General features: G+C 32.5%; 19 protein-coding genes. 18 read left to right on the forward strand and 1 reads right to left on the reverse strand.

Annotation, left to right across the window (positions count from 1 at the left end; translation table 11 throughout):
• From hisG to M2651_RS10520, 10 genes are all read left to right on the forward strand, one after another.
• Nucleotides 1-642 (forward strand): ATP phosphoribosyltransferase, encoded by a 642-nt coding sequence (hisG, locus tag M2651_RS10475; RefSeq protein WP_252132301.1) that lies wholly within the window; start codon nucleotides 1-3, stop codon nucleotides 640-642.
• A 92-nt stretch (nucleotides 643-734) separates the two neighbouring features.
• Nucleotides 735-2030: a histidinol dehydrogenase gene (hisD, locus tag M2651_RS10480; RefSeq protein ID WP_252132302.1), complete on the forward strand. Its 1296-nt coding sequence runs from the start codon at nucleotides 735-737 to the stop codon at nucleotides 2028-2030.
• Nucleotides 2027-3076, forward strand: coding sequence for a histidinol-phosphate transaminase (hisC, locus tag M2651_RS10485; protein ID WP_252132303.1), 1050 nt, complete (start codon nucleotides 2027-2029; stop codon nucleotides 3074-3076). The genes hisD and hisC overlap by 4 nt, the downstream gene beginning before the upstream one ends.
• Before the next feature lies 1 nt (nucleotide 3077).
• Nucleotides 3078-3665, forward strand: coding sequence for an imidazoleglycerol-phosphate dehydratase HisB (gene hisB, locus M2651_RS10490; RefSeq protein ID WP_252132304.1), 588 nt, complete (start codon nucleotides 3078-3080; stop codon nucleotides 3663-3665).
• Nucleotides 3666-3689: 24 nt separating this feature from the next.
• Nucleotides 3690-4289 (forward strand): imidazole glycerol phosphate synthase subunit HisH, encoded by a 600-nt coding sequence (gene hisH / locus M2651_RS10495; protein ID WP_252132305.1) that lies wholly within the window; start codon nucleotides 3690-3692, stop codon nucleotides 4287-4289.
• A gap of 22 nt (nucleotides 4290-4311) precedes the next feature.
• Complete coding sequence (gene hisA / locus M2651_RS10500; RefSeq protein WP_252132306.1) at nucleotides 4312-5031, forward strand: 1-(5-phosphoribosyl)-5-[(5-phosphoribosylamino)methylideneamino]imidazole-4-carboxamide isomerase; 720 nt, start codon at nucleotides 4312-4314, stop codon at nucleotides 5029-5031.
• Nucleotide 5032: 1 nt separating this feature from the next.
• Complete coding sequence (gene hisF / locus M2651_RS10505) at nucleotides 5033-5794, forward strand: imidazole glycerol phosphate synthase subunit HisF (protein ID WP_252132307.1); 762 nt, start codon at nucleotides 5033-5035, stop codon at nucleotides 5792-5794.
• 17 nt (nucleotides 5795-5811) lie between these two features.
• A complete protein-coding gene (gene hisI, locus M2651_RS10510; RefSeq protein WP_252132308.1) occupies nucleotides 5812-6144 on the forward strand; it encodes a phosphoribosyl-AMP cyclohydrolase in 333 nt (110 codons plus the stop codon).
• Nucleotides 6145-6462 (forward strand): phosphoribosyl-ATP diphosphatase, encoded by a 318-nt coding sequence (gene hisE / locus M2651_RS10515; protein WP_252132309.1) that lies wholly within the window; start codon nucleotides 6145-6147, stop codon nucleotides 6460-6462. It abuts the gene before it with no gap.
• A 186-nt stretch (nucleotides 6463-6648) separates the two neighbouring features.
• Nucleotides 6649-6825 carry a zinc-ribbon domain-containing protein gene (locus tag M2651_RS10520; protein WP_252132310.1) on the forward strand — a complete coding sequence of 59 codons (177 nt, stop codon included), beginning with the start codon at nucleotides 6649-6651 and terminating at the stop codon, nucleotides 6823-6825.
• A 55-nt stretch (nucleotides 6826-6880) separates the two neighbouring features.
• On the opposite strand, the gene M2651_RS10525 is transcribed toward M2651_RS10520, so the two are convergent.
• A complete protein-coding gene (locus M2651_RS10525) occupies nucleotides 6881-7327 on the reverse strand; it encodes a hypothetical protein (protein WP_252132311.1) in 447 nt (148 codons plus the stop codon).
• Between the two features lie 166 nt (nucleotides 7328-7493).
• On the opposite strand from M2651_RS10525, the gene M2651_RS10530 reads away from it, so the two are divergent.
• From M2651_RS10530 to M2651_RS10565, 8 genes are all read left to right on the forward strand, one after another.
• Nucleotides 7494-7988: a hypothetical protein gene (locus tag M2651_RS10530; protein WP_252132312.1), complete on the forward strand. Its 495-nt coding sequence runs from the start codon at nucleotides 7494-7496 to the stop codon at nucleotides 7986-7988.
• Between the two features lie 402 nt (nucleotides 7989-8390).
• Nucleotides 8391-10988: a bifunctional acetaldehyde-CoA/alcohol dehydrogenase gene (adhE, locus tag M2651_RS10535; RefSeq protein WP_252132313.1), complete on the forward strand. Its 2598-nt coding sequence runs from the start codon at nucleotides 8391-8393 to the stop codon at nucleotides 10986-10988.
• A 133-nt stretch (nucleotides 10989-11121) separates the two neighbouring features.
• Nucleotides 11122-13758 carry a bifunctional acetaldehyde-CoA/alcohol dehydrogenase gene (gene adhE, locus M2651_RS10540; protein WP_252132314.1) on the forward strand — a complete coding sequence of 879 codons (2637 nt, stop codon included), beginning with the start codon at nucleotides 11122-11124 and terminating at the stop codon, nucleotides 13756-13758.
• Between the two features lie 155 nt (nucleotides 13759-13913).
• Nucleotides 13914-14363 carry a CBS domain-containing protein gene (locus tag M2651_RS10545; protein WP_252132315.1) on the forward strand — a complete coding sequence of 150 codons (450 nt, stop codon included), beginning with the start codon at nucleotides 13914-13916 and terminating at the stop codon, nucleotides 14361-14363.
• Nucleotides 14364-14461: 98 nt separating this feature from the next.
• Complete coding sequence (locus M2651_RS10550; RefSeq protein WP_252132316.1) at nucleotides 14462-15103, forward strand: lactate utilization protein; 642 nt, start codon at nucleotides 14462-14464, stop codon at nucleotides 15101-15103.
• A gap of 72 nt (nucleotides 15104-15175) precedes the next feature.
• Nucleotides 15176-15388 carry a hypothetical protein gene (locus tag M2651_RS10555; protein ID WP_252132317.1) on the forward strand — a complete coding sequence of 71 codons (213 nt, stop codon included), beginning with the start codon at nucleotides 15176-15178 and terminating at the stop codon, nucleotides 15386-15388.
• Between the two features lie 174 nt (nucleotides 15389-15562).
• The gene (lexA, locus tag M2651_RS10560; RefSeq protein ID WP_252132318.1) at nucleotides 15563-17056 is read left to right on the forward strand and encodes a transcriptional repressor LexA; all 1494 of its coding nucleotides are present in this window, start codon (nucleotides 15563-15565) and stop codon (nucleotides 17054-17056) included.
• 149 nt (nucleotides 17057-17205) lie between these two features.
• Complete coding sequence (locus M2651_RS10565) at nucleotides 17206-17400, forward strand: alpha/beta-type small acid-soluble spore protein (protein ID WP_252132319.1); 195 nt, start codon at nucleotides 17206-17208, stop codon at nucleotides 17398-17400.
• Nucleotides 17401-17457: the final 57 nt, after the last annotated feature.

Genomic DNA, 17457 nt, shown 5'->3' on the forward strand with positions numbered 1-17457 from the left:
ATGAGGAATATAAGAATTGCACTTACAAAGGGAAGATTAGAAAAATATGCAGTAAATATGTTTGAAGCTATAGGTGTAGATTGTACAGAGCTTAAGGATAAGGGTAGAAAACTTATATTTAAAGATGATAAAAGTGGAATAGAATTTGTTCTTGTAAAATCTGCAGATGTATTGACTTATGTAGAACATGGAGTTGTAGATATAGGAATAGTAGGTAAAGATACTTTAATGAATCAAAACAAGGATTTTTATGAGGTGGTAGATTTAAAGGTTGGAAAGTGTATGTTTGCACTGGCAGCTCTTCCTGATTTTTTAGATTCTCAGAGTTATAATGTTAAAAAAATTGCTACTAAGTATCCAACAGTAGCTAGAAACTATTTTAGAAACAAGGGAGAAGATGTGGAAATTATTAAAATTGATGGTTCTGTAGAATTAGCACCTATTTTAGGCTTAGCAGATGCCATAGTGGATATTGTTGAAACTGGAAGTACCTTAAAGGAAAACGGACTTATAATTGTAGATAAGATATGCGATATTAGTGCAAGAATGATAGTAAATAAGGCAAGCATGAAGATACGTAAGGAGAGAATAGGAAGCTTAATAGAGAAGGTACAAAGCTATGTAGATAATAATCAAGGGTAGGGTTAAGGGTTACTACTTGTCGCAGCAATATATAAAATATGTTATATGAGCAGGAGGCTTAACTAAGAAGTTTATAGTAAAGGAGAGTTAAGATGATTAAAATTGTTAGTGGCAATAGCTTAGAAGGCAAGGAATATATGAAATCTTTAAAGGAAAGAGCAGAAGCTGTTCAAGTCGATGTTATAAATAGAGTTAATAAAATACTTGAGGATGTAAAGCAGAGAGGAGAAGATGCTGTCATTGAATATACTCAAAAGTTTGACAGCGAAAAAGTAAATAGTGATAACTTTGTAGTTACAAAAGAGGAAATTCAGGAGGCTTATAATAAGGCTGATAAGGATTTTATAGAAGCTCTTAAAGCTGCAATAGTTAATATAAAGGATTTTCACGAAAAACAAAAGAGAAATTCTTGGATTACTACAAAAGATAAGGCAGTAATAATGGGGCAGACAATAAGAGGGCTTAGTAATGTAGGTATTTATGTTCCCGGTGGTACAGCTGCCTATCCATCTTCAGTGCTTATGAATGCTGTGCCTGCTAAGGTTGCTGGGGTTGAGAACTTGTACATGGTTACTCCGCCTTCAAAGGATGGCAGTATAAATCCTAATATACTTGTGGCAGCGGATTTAGTAGGGGTAAATAAGATATTTAAGGTTGGTGGAGCACAGGCGGTAGGGGCTTTAGCTTATGGAACAGAAAGTGTGCCAAAGGTAGATAAGATAGTTGGACCGGGGAATATATATGTAGCCATGGCTAAAAGAGCAGTTTATGGTGTAGTAGATATAGATATGATAGCAGGACCGAGCGAAATTTTAATAATTGCAGATGAAAGCGCAGACCCTAAGTACGTGGCAGCAGATTTAATGTCTCAAGCTGAACATGACGTTTTGGCTTCTTCAATACTTGTAACTACTTCTTTAAAATTAGGTGAAAAGGTAAAGGCTGAATTAGAAAGACAGATAGAAAATTTAAGCCGCAAAGATATTATTAAAACTTCGCTAGAAAATTACGGGGCTATTATTGTTGTAGAGAATATTAGTAAAGCTATTAAAATGGCAAATGAAATTGCTCCAGAGCATTTAGAAGTTATAGTTTCAGAGCCTTTATTACTACTTGGAGATTTAAAAAATGCAGGTTCTATCTTTCTAGGTTCTTATTCTCCAGAGCCTCTTGGAGATTATTTTGCAGGACCAAACCACGTACTGCCAACCAGTGGAACAGCAAGATTTTTTTCACCGCTTTCAGTAGATGATTTTGTAAAGAAATCAAGTTATATATATTACTCAAGAACTGCTTTAAAAGAGGCTAAGGATCAAATTATGAAACTTGCAGAGGTAGAAGGACTTACTGCTCATGCAAATTCTATTAAAGTGAGGTTTGAAGAATGATAAAAAACTTTTTTAGAGAAGACTTAAAGGATTTTAAGCCCTATGATGCAGAAAAAAATGAATACAGGATTAGAATGGATGCAAATGAAAGTTATTTACACTTTCCTGATGAACTGAAAGAAAAACTTTTAGAAGCAGTAAAAGACTTTGCACTTAATAGATATCCAGACCCAACTGCCAGTGATGTTTGCAGAGCCTATGCAGATTACGCAAAAGTAGATTTCAACAGTTTAATGGCAGGAAATGGCTCTGATGAGCTTATTCAGATAACGTCAAATGCCTTTATAAATGACGGTGATAAAGTAATGATATTAAGTCCCGATTTTTCAATGTATAATATTTACATTAAATTAGCTGGGGGAATTCCTATAGTGTTTGATTTAGATGAAGACTTTAAGCTGAATGCTGAAGAACTTATAGATAATGTCAATAGAGAAGAAGTTAAGCTTTTATTTATATCAAACCCTAATAATCCAACAGGTGGAGTAATATCAAGAGAAACAATTATAAAGATAATAGAAGGCTGTAATTGCATTGTAGTAATTGACGAAGCTTACTATGAGTTTTACGGAAAGACAGTAATTGACCTAATAGATAAATATGAAAATCTAATAGTACTTAGAACTTGTTCTAAGGCAATGGGACTTGCTGCACTCAGAGTAGGATTTTTGGCTTCAAACAAAATATTGTTAAATGAGCTGAGGAAGGCAAAACCGCCTTATAACTTAAATGCTGTGACCCAAACTATAGCAGAAGTTGTACTTAGAGAGACAGAGATTATTAACAGTAATATTAAAGCTATACTTGAAGAAAGAGAGTTTCTTCTTCAGGGACTTAAAGAAATTGAAAATATAAAAATATATCCAACAAATTCTAATTTTGTTACAATAAAAGTAAATGATGCGGAGAAAGTAAACAAGAAGTTTTTAGAAGAAGGAATAAAGGTTAGAAGCTTCAAGGCTGGAAGACTTAAAAATTGTCTGAGAATAACTGTAGGCAGCAGAGCAGAAAATGAAGAATTTTTAAAAGTTCTAAGGAGAGTTTAGTATGTATAGAAGTGCTAAGGTAGTTAGAAAAACTAATGAAACAAACATTGAAATAAATCTGAATTTAGATGGAGAAGGAAATTTTGCTGGAGGTACAGGAATAGGTTTCTTTGATCATATGCTTAATCTTTTTGCAAAGCATGGACAATTTGATTTAAGCATAAAGGCTGAAGGAGATTTATTTGTAGACTCTCATCACACTGTAGAAGATGTAGGAATTGTATTAGGAGCCTGCATTAAAGAAGTTTTAAAAGATAAAAGCGGAATAAAACGCTATGGAACAAGTTTTGTACCAATGGATGAAACGTTAGCCACAGTTTCCGTGGATATAAGCGGAAGACCATATTTAGTCTTGGAAGCTGACTTTACAGTAGATAAACTGGGAAATTTTGATACCGAGATGATTGAAGAATTTTTTAGGGCAGTAGCAGTGAATGCAGGACTTACTCTTCACTGCAGGGTGTTATACGGTAAAAATAACCATCATAAAGCAGAAGCAATGTTTAAAGCTTTTGGAAGGGCTTTAGGTGAAGCTGTTACTATTGACACTAGAATAAAAGGAGTTTTATCTACTAAGGGGTCTTTGTAGTTTTACTGAAAGGAGTGAAATTATTTGATAGCTATTATAGATTATGGTATGGGAAACCTAAGGAGCGTTCAGAAGGCTTTAGAGTATTTAGATGTTCCTTCAAAAATAACTTCTGATATAGAAGAGATAAAAAACAGCAGTAAAATTATAATACCTGGTGTTGGAGCTTTTCCTGATGCTATGGAGAATATGAAAAAAATGGGTTTGGATATTGTTGTAAAAGAGGAAGCAAAAAAAGGCAAGGGAATTTTAGGAATTTGCCTAGGAATGCAGCTTTTGTTTGAAGAAAGTGAAGAAATAATAAAATGTGAAGGTCTTGGACTGTTTAAAGGAAGCATAAAAAAGATAAAAGGAAATGTTAAAGTACCTCATATGGGATGGAACAATCTTATCTTTGAAGAAGATTGCAGGCTGCTTTATGGAGTAAAAGAAGGCAGTTATGTATATTTTGTCCATTCTTATTACGCAGAAATAGGCCAGGAGAAAATATTAAATGCTTATACTTTATATGACAGAAAAATACCAGGTATTGTAAGTAAAGACAATGTATTTGGAATGCAGTTTCACCCTGAAAAAAGCGGAGATTGTGGGATAAAGATGCTTAAAAATTTCGGTGAGCTGTAGTATTGGACTGGAGGAAGTTGAAATGATTATTTATCCTGCTATGGATTTAAAAGATGGAAAATGTGTAAGACTTTATCAAGGAGAGTTTTCAAGTTCACAGGTGGTTGCAGATGACCCTGTTTCTACAGCTTTAAAATTTAAAGAAGCAGGTTCAGAGTATATTCATATGGTTGATTTAGACGGGGCCTTGAAGGGAAATGTTAAAAATTTAGAGATTATAACTATGGTTATAGAAAGAGTTAAGCTGCCAATACAGTTAGGAGGAGGTATAAGAGATATTAATACTATAGAAGCTTTAATTAAGGCTGGTATTAGTAGAGTTATACTTGGTACAGCTGCACTTAATAATCCGGATTTGGTTAAAGAAGCTGTAAAAAAGTTTGGAGATAAAATTGCAGTTGGAATAGATGCAAGAGATGGCTTTGTAGCAATAGAAGGCTGGGTTAAGCTTAGCAAAGTAAACTATATTGATTTTGGGAAAAAGATGGAAGAAATAGGAGTTAAAACTATAATCTTTACAGACATAAGCAAAGATGGTACTTTAACTGGACCGAATTTTGAAGCTACAGGACTTCTGAATGAAAGTGTATCCTGTGACATAATCGCTTCAGGGGGAATTAAAGATATTGAAGATATAAAAATACTAACTAGTATGAATTTACATGGTGCAATTACAGGAAAGGCTATATACAGTAAAACTATTTCATTAGAAGAAGCTATAAAGGTTGGAAGAGGTGTATAGCATGCTTACAAAAAGAATAATACCTTGTCTGGATGTAAATATGGGAAGAGTTGTTAAGGGAGTAAACTTTGTAAACTTAAAAGATGTAGGTGACCCTGTAGAAATTGCAAAGTTTTATAATATTGAAGGTGCTGATGAAATAGTTTTTTTAGATATAACCGCAACTCACGAAGGAAGAAAAACAATGATTGATGTAGTTGAAAGGACTGCAGAGCAGGTTTTTATACCTCTTACTGTAGGTGGAGGAATAAGCACAGTAGAAGGTTTTAAAGAGATTTTAAGGGCAGGTGCTGATAAAATTTCAGTAAATTCTGCTGCTATTAGAAACCCAAATTTAGTCTGTGATGCTGCTAGAATGTTTGGAAGACAATGTGTGGTTGTTGCTATAGACGGAAAGAAAAGAGCAGATAATTCCGGTTGGAATGTATTTATAAATGGAGGAAGAATAGATACGGGTTTAGATGCTGTAGAGTGGGCTAAAAAAGTGGAAAGCTTAGGAGCAGGAGAAATACTTTTAACAAGTATGGATGCAGATGGAACTAAAAATGGCTATGATATTGAACTGACAAATGCCATAGCTGATAGTGTAAATATTCCAGTTATAGCTTCCGGCGGTTGTGGAAAACTTGAACATTTTACTGAAGTATTTCAAAAAACTAAGGCAGATGCAGCCTTGGCAGCTTCTTTATTTCACTATAGAGAATTAACTATAGCAGAAGTAAAGCAGTCTATTAAAAATAGCGGTATTGAAGTTAGAATTTAAAATTTAGGTGAGGGTTTATGAATATTATAGATGGAATTAGATTTGACAAGGGATTAGTACCTGCAATTATCCAGAATTATAAAACTGGGCAGGTATTGATGCTTGCTTATATGAATAGAGAGTCTTTTGAAAAAACCTTAGAGACAGGTACAACATGGTTTTGGAGCAGGTCAAGGCAAAAGTATTGGAACAAAGGGGAAACTTCAGGGCATTTTCAGTATGTTAAAAGCATAAGCTTAGATTGTGATGGAGATACGCTTCTTATAAAAGTAGATCAGGTTGGAGCTGCCTGTCATACAGGAGAGGAAAGCTGTTTTTATAGAGAGGTTAAAATTGGAGGGAACAACTAAATGAGAGAAAAAAATGTATTACAGGAATTATATAATGTTATTGAAGATAGAAGGGATAATCCAATTGAAGGATCTTACACGAATTATTTATTGGAAAAAGGTATAGATAAAATATTAAAAAAAGTTGGAGAAGAATGTTCTGAGGTAATAATAGGCAGTAAGAATAATAATAAAAATGAAATTATATATGAAATTTCTGATTTAACCTATCACCTTTTAGTACTAATGGTTTCTCAGGGTATTAAATTAGAAGATATAGAATCTGAACTTGAAAAAAGACGTGAGAAGATAGGTAACAAGAAGTCAGGATTGAAATAGAATAAGTTTCTAAATATATTTTATTTGCCTATTGCATATTATTTCAAAACGTGTTATTATAACATAGTGCTTATAGTCTTAATGATTGTTGGCAGCAGATTTAAATTAGATCAACATATCCTCTTTTAAGGAATCTATGTTAGTCAATTTTTAAATCTAATATTTCAGAAAAGGAGGAATGTTGAAATGGCAGATAAGAATCTAGTATGTAAAGATTGCGAAAAAGATTTCGTATTTACAGAAGGCGAGCAGGCTTTCTACAAAGAAAAAGGATTTGAAAATGAACCACAAAGATGCCCAGAATGCAGAAAAGCAAGAAAGGCTCAAAGAAACAATAACAACAATAGAGGATTTAGAAGATAGTTCTAATATTGTATGTTTACCCTGCAGGATTCATCCTGCAGGGTTTTTTAAAATTTTAATAGCAAATAAAATAATCTATTCTTCTTGTATCAACTCCAAAATAAACCCATCTACGGCCATTCCATCTAAAGCCTGATACAGAACGTCTGCCAACAAAAGTTAAATATGCCCAGAAACTTCTTCCTCCTTTTAGCCATAAGTAAACAAATCTAAATCTGCAAGGTCTTAATGCACCTGGATCTACTGCTAAAACTCCAGGGGTTCCAGCACCAAGGCTTTGAGCTTGAGATAGTGAAGGTGTAAAACTAGGTGGCGGCGTTGCAGGTGTACCAGGTTCACCTCCAGGTGTGCCAAAAGGTGGTCTAGGCGGAGTTACGCCTCCCCCTGGGAATGGAAATTGCTGACGGTATAATGGGCAGCTAAAAGGTGGGGTGAATTCAAAGAAATCATCTTCGTCATCAAAGGTAAAAGGTTCAAAATCGTTAAAGTTATCTTCGTACATTAAAATGCTCCTTTAAAAAAGATTTCATTACATTTTATGTTATAAGTGTAAAATTGGTTAATGTTTTTTGTTAATCTATAAGACATAAAAAAAATTATGGTATAATGTGTTTACTATTTAAAAAATAAGTGGGAAGTTTTAAAAATGTTTATAAAGGAGATTAAAAATGGAAGTTATAAGTTTTAAAGTTAATATGAAAACAGCCTATTCAGATACAGCACTTATTAAAGGTGGGTGGATTGCAGAAGAAAAAGATAAGCTTTATTATAAAATAAAAGATAAATATAGATATAATTATATAATTAAGAGTTTTGGCAAAATAAGAGTAAGTGAGATTCAATGCATATTAAATACTGAACAAAAGCTAAGTTATGAAGATATGTTTGAATTTAATTTTGAAGATGCTTGGAGGATTCTTTGGAACAAGAGCTTTATTCCAGAATCTCTGGAAATACTAATTGAAAAAAACATTTTTGATAGATTAGTACAAAATGGATGGAAACCTGCTGTACTTGGAGTAATTGAGTATGTAGAAAATGGTAATTATTTAAGTTATTATTATCCTGCTCCTGAAGGAGAAAATTTATATAAAATTGTTGATGACAACCCAGGAGATGTTTTAAAACTTTTAGTAAAGCTTAAGAGTTTAAATATTCTTTAAGTAAATATCGTTAAAACTTTAAGTGAATATTTTTTGCAAGTTATAAATTAATAAATTCATATGTAAGTTTAAATAATAATTTTTGTTCAGATTTATTGTTAAAAAATATACAGCAATTCAAAAGTAATTTCTTTTGTATTTAATATATGAATATTTATGTTAAGTACATAGTTTTGCAAATCGTTTTCAAGAAACCTTGAAAATGCTTATTTTGTAGAAATGAGATGAATAAAAAATTTTAAAATAAATTTGTATAAATTTTAACAAAAGCTATTGATTTTTTATAAAAGGCAATATATAATAAAAATGTAGTTAAAAGTTTAACAAACTTTTGGTACATAATGGTGTTAAGAATGCAATTTGATATTCAAGAAAAATTTATGAATATAAGGAGGTAACATTATGAAAGTTACAAACATGGAAGAATTAGCTTTAAGAATTGAACAAATCAGGGAAGCTCAAAAGAAGTTTGCTACTTATACACAAGAACAGGTAGATGAAATTTTCAGACAAGCTGCCATGGCTGCAAACAATGCAAGAATAAAATTAGCTAAAATGGCTGTTGAAGAAACTGGTATGGGAATAGTTGAAGACAAGGTTATTAAAAATCACTTTGCTTCAGAATATATATACAATCAATATAAAGACGAAAAAACATGTGGAGTTATAGAGACAGACGAAGCTTTTGGTATAACAAAGGTTGCAGAGCCAATAGGAGTTATAGCTGCTATAGTTCCAACAACAAATCCAACTTCTACAGCAATTTTTAAGGCACTTATAGCTTTAAAAACAAGAAATGGTATTATTTTCTCACCACACCCAAGAGCAAAGAATGCTACAATAGCTGCTGCTAAAATAGTTTTAGATGCTGCTGTTAAAGCTGGTGCACCAGAAGGAATAATTGGCTGGATAGATGAACCAACAGTTGAAATGTCTCAAATGGTTATGGCACAGGCTGATATAATACTTGCAACTGGTGGACCAGGAATGGTAAAAGCTGCATACTCTTCAGGAAAGCCAGCTATCGGTGTTGGAGCAGGAAATACACCAGCTATTATAGATGAAACAGCTCATTTAAAGATGGCTGTAAGTTCAATACTTTTATCAAAGACTTTTGATAATGGTGTAATATGTGCATCTGAGCAAACAGTTATTGTAATGGATGAAGTTTATGATGAAGTAAAGAATGAATTTATAGAAAGAGGAGCTTACTTCTTAAAAGGTGAAGAAGTAGATAAAGTAAGAAATGTTATATTAAAGAATGGAGCATTAAATGCAGCAATAGTTGGACAACCTGCTTATAAAATAGCTGCAATGGCAGGAGTAACTGTTCCAGAGGATGCTAAGGTTTTAATTGGAGAAGTTGAATCTGTAGAACTTGAGGAAGCCTTCTCCCACGAAAAGTTATCACCGGTACTTGGTATGTATAGAGTAAAGAGCTTTGATGAAGCACTTCAAAAGGCTGCTAGACTTATTGAGCTAGGCGGGTTTGGACATACTTCTGTTCTTTACACTGATCAGGTTAAATGCAAAGACAGAATTGAAAAATTCGGTGCTGCTATGAAAACTGGTAGAACAATTATTAATATGCCGTCTTCACAAGGTGCTATTGGAGATATTTATAACTTTAGATTAGCTCCATCACTTACTCTTGGTTGCGGTTCTTGGGGTGGAAACTCTGTATCAGAAAACGTTGGGGTAAAACATCTTTTAAACATTAAGAACGTAGCTGAGAGGAGAGAGAATATGCTTTGGTTTAGAGTTCCAGAAAAAGTTTATTTTAAATATGGTAGCTTACCAGTTGCTTTAAGAGAATTAAAGGATTTAGGAAAGAAGAAAGCATTTGTAGTAACAGATAAGGTATTATATGATTTAGGCTTTGTGGATACAGTTACAAAGGTGCTTGAAGAGATTGGTGTGGACTATAAGGTGTTCTTTGATGTTGCACCAGACCCAACACTTGCTACAGCAAGAAAAGGTGCTGCTGAAATGAAGAGTTTTGAGCCAGATACAATTATTGCAGTAGGTGGAGGTTCACCAATGGATGCTGCTAAGATTATGTGGGTATTATATGAGCATCCAGAAGTAAAATTTGAAGATTTAGCAATGAGATTTTTGGATATAAGAAAGAGAGTATACAGATTCCCTGTTATGGGACAAAAGGCTATGATGGTTGCTATTCCTACTTCAGCAGGAACTGGTTCAGAAGTAACTCCATTTGCAGTTATAACTGATGAGAAGACAGGAATAAAATATCCACTTGCTGATTATGAATTAACTCCAGATATGGCTATAGTTGATGCAGAACTTATGATGAAGATGCCAAGAGGTTTAACAGCTGCTTCAGGTATAGATGCTTTAACTCATGCTTTAGAAGCTTATGTATCAGTACTTGCTTCAGAATATACAAATGGTTTAGCACTTGAAGCTATAAGATTAATATTTAAATATCTTCCAGCTGCATATAACGAAGGAACTACAAATATTAAGGCAAGAGAAAAAATGGCACATGCTTCTACAATAGCTGGTATGGCGTTTGCAAATGCATTCCTTGGAGTATGTCACTCAATGGCACATAAATTAGGAGCTGCACATCATATACCACACGGAGTTGCTAATGCTCTTATGATAGATGAAGTTATTAGATTTAATGCTGTTGATAATCCAAGAAAGCAAACTGCGTTCCCACAATACAAGTATCCAGTTGCTAAAACTAGATATGCTAAGATTGCAGATTACCTAAATCTTGGTGGAAATACTGAAGAGGAAAAGGTTGAACTTTTAATTAAGGCTATAGATGAATTAAAGGATGCTGTAGGAATGCCAAAAACAATTAAAGATGCTGGAGTATCAGAAAGAAACTTCTATGCTAGCTTAGATGAAATGGCAGAGCAAGCTTTCGATGACCAATGTACAGGAGCTAATCCAAGATATCCATTAATAAGCGAAATTAAGCAAATGTATATAAATGCATTTGAAGGAACCAAGGTAGAAGAATAATAAATTTTAAAAAGATCCGCAGGAGAAATCAAGCGGATCTTTTTTTCTTTTCGTTTTGTATCGTATTAAAAATTTTTATTTTAACATATACTAAACCTGTCTATTATCTATTAAATAATGAGAGGTGTAACTAATGAGTGTAACAAATGTAGATGAACTTATCCAGAAGGTTAAAGAAGTAAGAGCGGCACAGAAAAAATTTGCTTTATACTCACAGGAACAGGTTGATGAGATATTCAGGCAGGCTGCTATGGCGGCAAATAACGCAAGAATAGAGCTTGCAAAAATGGCTGTTGAAGAAACCGGAATGGGAATTGTAGAGGATAAGGTTATAAAAAATCACTTTGCAGCTGAGTATATATATAACCAGTATAAAGATGAAAAAACTTGTGGAGTTATAAGCAGGGACGAATCTTTTGGTATTGAAAAGATAGCAGAACCAATAGGAGTTGTTGCAGCTGTAATACCAACTACAAATCCAACCTCAACTGCAATTTTTAAATCATTAATAGCTTTAAAAACAAGAAATGCTATAATATTTTCTCCACATCCAAGAGCTAAAAATTCAACTATAGCTGCAGCTAAGATTATACTTGAGGCAGCTGTAAAAGCTGGAGCTCCTGAAGGAATAATCGGATGGATTGATGAACCATCACTGGAAATGACTCATACTCTTATGAGCGAAAGCGATATAATATTAGCAACTGGAGGACCAGGGCTTGTAAAAGCAGCTTATTCTTCTGGAAGACCTGCAATTGGTGTTGGTGCTGGAAATACACCAGCTATTATAGATGAAACAGCTCACATAAAAATGGCTGTAAGTTCCATACTTTTATCTAAAACTTTTGATAATGGAGTAATATGTGCTTCTGAGCAGTCAGTTATAGTATTAGATGAAGTTTATAATGAGGTTATTGAAGAGTTTAAAGAACGAGGTGCTTATATTTTAAAAGGAGAAGAAATAGATAAGGTTAGGAAAATAATATTAAAGGAGAATTTGCAGTTAAACGCAGATATAGTAGGCCAAACTGCTTATAAAATAGCTAAAATGGCGGGGTTAGAAGTACCTGTAACTTCTAAAGTTTTAATAGGAGAAGTAGAAAATGTAGATATTAAAGAAGCTTTTGCTCATGAAAAATTATCTCCTGTGCTTGGAATGTATAGAGCTAAAAACTTTGACCATGCACTGCAATTAGCTGTCAAACTTATTGAATTAGGTGGATTTGGTCATACTTCAGTTCTTTATACAGACCAGGTTAAATCAAGAGATAGAATTGAAAAGTTTGGAGCTTATATGAAGACTGGAAGAACTATAGTTAATATGCCTGCTTCTCAGGGGGCTATAGGAGATATTTATAACTTTAAGCTAGCTCCTTCTTTAACTCTTGGCTGCGGAAGCTGGGGAGGTAACTCTGTATCAGAAAACGTAGGAGTTAAACATCTCTTAAATATTAAGAGTGTAGCTGAGAGGAGAGAAAATATGCTTTGGTTCAGAGTTCCTGAAAAAATTTACTTTAAATTTGGTTGCCTTCCAATAGCTCTTAGAGAATTAAAGGAAATGCATAAGAAAAGAGCTTTTATTGTTACAGACAAAGTTTTATTTGACTTAGGCTTTGTAGATTTAGTTACTAATGTACTTGAGGACATAGGACTGGAATTTAAGATATTTTTTGATGTTGAACCAGATCCTACCTTGGCTACAGCAAGAAAAGGTGCTCAGGAAATGGTTTCCTTTAAACCTGATGTAATAATTGCAGTAGGTGGAGGGTCACCTATGGATGCAGCTAAGATTATGTGGGTTTTATATGAGCATCCGGAAGTAAGGTTTGAAGATTTAGCAATGAGATTTATGGATATAAGAAAAAGAGTATATACATTCCCTAAGCTGGGAGAGAAAGCTATGATGGTTTCTATACCGACTTCAGCAGGAACTGGTTCAGAGGTAACCCCTTTTGCAGTTATAACTGATGAAAAGACAGGAATTAAATATCCACTGGCTGATTACGAGCTTACACCAGATATGGCTATTATCGATGCAGAACTTATGATGAATATGCCAAAAGGTTTAACAGCAGCTTCTGGTATAGATGCTTTGACACATGCTATAGAAACCTATGTTTCAGTACTTGCTTCAGAATATACTAATGGCCTTGCTTTGGAGGCTATCAGATTAATATTTAAATATCTTCCTGTAGCTTATAATGAAGGTACAACTAATGTTAAAGCAAGAGAAAAGATGGCTCATGCAGCAACAATGGCAGGTATGGCTTTTGCTAACGCATTTTTAGGTGTATGTCATTCTATGGCTCACAAGTTAGGTGCAATGCATCATGTGCCTCATGGTATAGCAAATGGAATGCTTATAAATGAAGTTATAAGATTCAATGCAGTAGATAATCCTAGAAAGCAGACTGCATTTCCACAATATAAATATCCAAATGCCAAGTGGAGATATGCTCAAATTGCTGACTATCTAAGACTCGGAGGTAAAGATGAGGATGAAAAAATAAATAATCTGATTAAGGAAATAGATGATTTAAAAGCTAAAGTAAATATTCCAAAAACTATAAAAGAATTTGGAATATCTGAGCAAAAGTTTTATGCTACACTTGATGAAATGGCAGAATCAGCTTTTGATGATCAATGTACAGGAGCTAATCCGAGATATCCATTGATTTGTGAATTAAAGCAGATGTATATAAATGCTTTTGAAGGAACCCCAGGCAATACAGGAAAATGCGAAGAAAAATTTGAAGAAGAAATGCATTAAAAGTAAGGGCAGTTTGCTTTTTAGTGAACTGTCCTTAAATTTTATATAAAGTAATTGTAAATTTTATAGTTTTGCAGACAAATTAATGTGAAAATATGTTAAAATATAATTGTAAATGGTTTCTAAAAAATAAGATATAGGAGAACGAAGACAGTATGAATATAGCATTTTTTCTTACGCCTAAAAGTGATGTTGTTTATGAGACTCAAAATTCAACAATGAGACAGGTTATTGAAAGAATGGAGTATCATAAATATACTGCAGTTCCTATTATTGATGAGAAGGGGCGGTATGTAGGCACACTTACAGAAGGTGATTTGCTCAGAAAGTTAAAAAATACACCAGAATTAAGTATTAAAGATACAAGCAGTATTAAAGTATGTGATATACCAAGAAAAGTTATAAATAAACCTGTATTTATAGATGCTAGTATGGAAAGCCTTATAAATTTGGCTATAAATCAGAATTTTGTGCCTGTTATAGATGATAATGGTGTGTTTATAGGTATAATTAAAAGAAGCGACATTATTAATTATTTCTACAATTTTGTTGTAAAACCAGAAAGAGAAACTTTATTAAAATCTAGTTGTACTAACGCCAAGTAACAACACAGAAGTGGAAGGGTTAAATCTCACACTTTTTTTATATATTTTGTTATAATTGATTTGAAATAATATTTTTAATGTTGTTGAGGTGAATTGAAATGGATAAAAACTTAAAATTTGTTCAAGAACAAATGATAAAGCGAACTATGGAAAATTTGGAAAAGAATAATATGGAAGCTTTTTATGTAGAGGATGAAGTAGGAGTAATCAAAAAAATTAGTGAATTTGTAAAAGAAGGAGATACAGTTTCTGTTGGAGGTTCACAAACACTTTTTGAAACTGGCGTAATAGATTTTTTAAGAAGCGGAAAATTTAATTTTCTCGACAGGTATGCAGGAAATTTAAATGCAGAAGAAATTAAAGAAATATATAGAAAAAGTTTTTTTGCTGATGTATATTTAACAAGTACTAATGCACTAACTGAAAATGGAGAATTATATAATGTTGACGGTAATGGAAATAGAGTTGCTGCCATGCTTTACGGACCAGATTCTGTTATTGTTATAGCAGGAGTAAATAAGATAGTAAAAGATTTGGAAGCTGCCATTCTAAGAAACAAGCAAATAGCTGCTCCGGCAAATAATATAAGATTAAATAGAAATAATCCGTGCACTAAGGTTGGATACTGTATGGAATGTAAAAGTCCTGAAAGAATATGTAATGAATATGTACTTATTAGAAGACAAGGCAAAAAAGGAAGAATAAAGGTTATAATAGTAGGAAAAGAATTAGGTTATTAAAGTAAATATTAGAGTTCATACTTGCACATAATATTATCGAGTACTTTAATATAAGAAAGGAAGGATATTATTATGTCTAACAGAAGCCACATATGTTTAAACAAGCTAGACAAGGTTCCAGCAGGAAAGCCTTTTGAATATAAAGATATTGTTCAAGATGATTTTGCACTTGAAAACCATACAGAAGATGGAAAAAGGTTTAAAGCTGAAGTTGAACAGGGAATGTACAGCAATGTAAAAATAGAAAAGGATACTGGAAGTCATTTGCTGTATAGAAAGTTATAAAATAATGGCTGGAGTTCATTCTCTAGCCTTATTTTTTTTGATATAATATATATAATATATATTTTTAAATGTATTTATCAAAGGGAAATTTTAATACATTATGTAAGAATGGAGTTTACATATATATAAAAAATAATAAATTAATAGATTAATCGTAATAAGGAGGAGGGTATTATGCAGTTAGATGCAGTTCAAAATAAAATAGTTAGAAGCAGGCCCTTAGGAATAAGTTTGCTAAAGGGCACAAGTGGTTCAGGAAAGACAACAACTGCAGTATATAGAGCCCTTTACCTAAAGAATAACTATTGTCTTTATAATGAGGATAAAATTTTAATTTTAGCTAAAGACAGCATAAATAGAGATGATATACGAGAAAAATATAATAAAATAGAAGATGAAACTAAAGTTGATTATAAAACTTTGTTTAGCAATAATATAGATAGAGTTGATGTATTTACTATAGGAGATATTATAAATAGATTTTATTTTGAATATACAAACAGTACAAAGCAGTGGTTTAAAATTCTTCAGGAAGATAAAGAGAAGAACGAGATTATTGCAGAATGCACTAAATTTTTAAAAAGAAAGTATGGAGTAAGTAAAATTCTAGATAATAAATATTTAGATTTTTTAAGAGAAGAAATATCATGGATTAAAGCTTGTGGTTATGACAAAATAGAAGATTATCAAATCGCTGATAGAATTGGCAGAAAAGCAAAAAAAGACTTTGGACCAGCAAGATTTTTAAAAAATTCAAAGGAAAGAGAAATTATTTTTGAACTTTTAGAAAGTTATAATCATAAGTTGCAAAGTAGCAGTTTAATAGATTATGAAGATATATGCAGCCTTGCTTTAAAAAGAGTACAAAGTGCAATGGGAAATAAATATACTCATATTTTAGTAGATGAAGCGCAGGTTCTTACTAAAACTCAGATAGATTTTATAAAAAAGCTGCTTATTTCTAAAACTTATTCTAGTATTACTTTTATAATAAATAAAACAGAGAAAGTGAATTCTAATTCATGGTTTATAAAAGGAAGAAAACTTTGCAATCTGGATTTAGGAAATAAAGTTAAAAACTATATATTATCTAAGACATACATAGATAAGGCAGAGAAGAAAATAATAGATATGGGTAAACAAAAAGAAATAAATATTTCTATGGAAAATTTTCAATATATTGATTTAAAATATCATAGAACATATGATTTTAAAAGGGATTACAATACAATAGATGAAATATTTATAGTTGAAGGTGATAAAGAAGAGAGTTTAAAAGGAGATGCCTTAAAAGCAGTACCGGTATATAGCGATATTGCAGCAGGAGAACCAATAATGATAAATGATGAGATGGAGTCTGAATTTTATCTTCCACAGTATTGGTTTAAAGGGATAAAGGATTGTTTTATATTAAAGGTTAAAGGAGATAGTATGATAGGAGCAGATATATTTGATGGTGATTATGTTGTTATAAGAAAGCAATCTACTGCTCAAAAGGGAGATATAGTAGCTGTTGATTTAGAGGGAAATGCTACTCTTAAGAGGTTAAGTTATCAAAACACTAATGTAGTACTTATGCCTGAAAATGATAAATACGAGCCTATTTTTATCCATGATAAACAAGCTTCTGTGCTTGGAATTGCTGTAGGGATTATAAAAAATAGATAAGAATGGAAAATGAGGATATTTTATTAAAGGAAGATAAAATTTTGTTTATCTTCCTTTAATTTTATAGAGTATTATTTTAAAATCAGCACAAACTTATAGTACAAAGCAACACCAAATAAAAAATATAAAATTTTGAGGAGGAATTAATTATGGCAAGCAGAAATAACAGAGCATTAGTACCACAAGCTAAAGCAGGATTAGATAAATTTAAGATGGAAGCAGCAAGTGAAGTAGGAGTTAACCTTAAAGATGGTTACAATGGAGATTTAACTTCAAGAGAAGCTGGATCAGTAGGCGGACAAATGGTTAAGAAAATGGTTGAAGCTTACGAAAGAAACTTATAATCCAACATATACTTGAAGTATAGGATTAAATTCCATATTATAAGGAAGGGCTGGAAC

It is taken from the genome of Clostridium caldaquaticum (genome assembly GCF_023806125.1).
GTDB lineage: Bacteria > Bacillota > Clostridia > Clostridiales > Clostridiaceae > Clostridium_AT > Clostridium_AT caldaquaticum.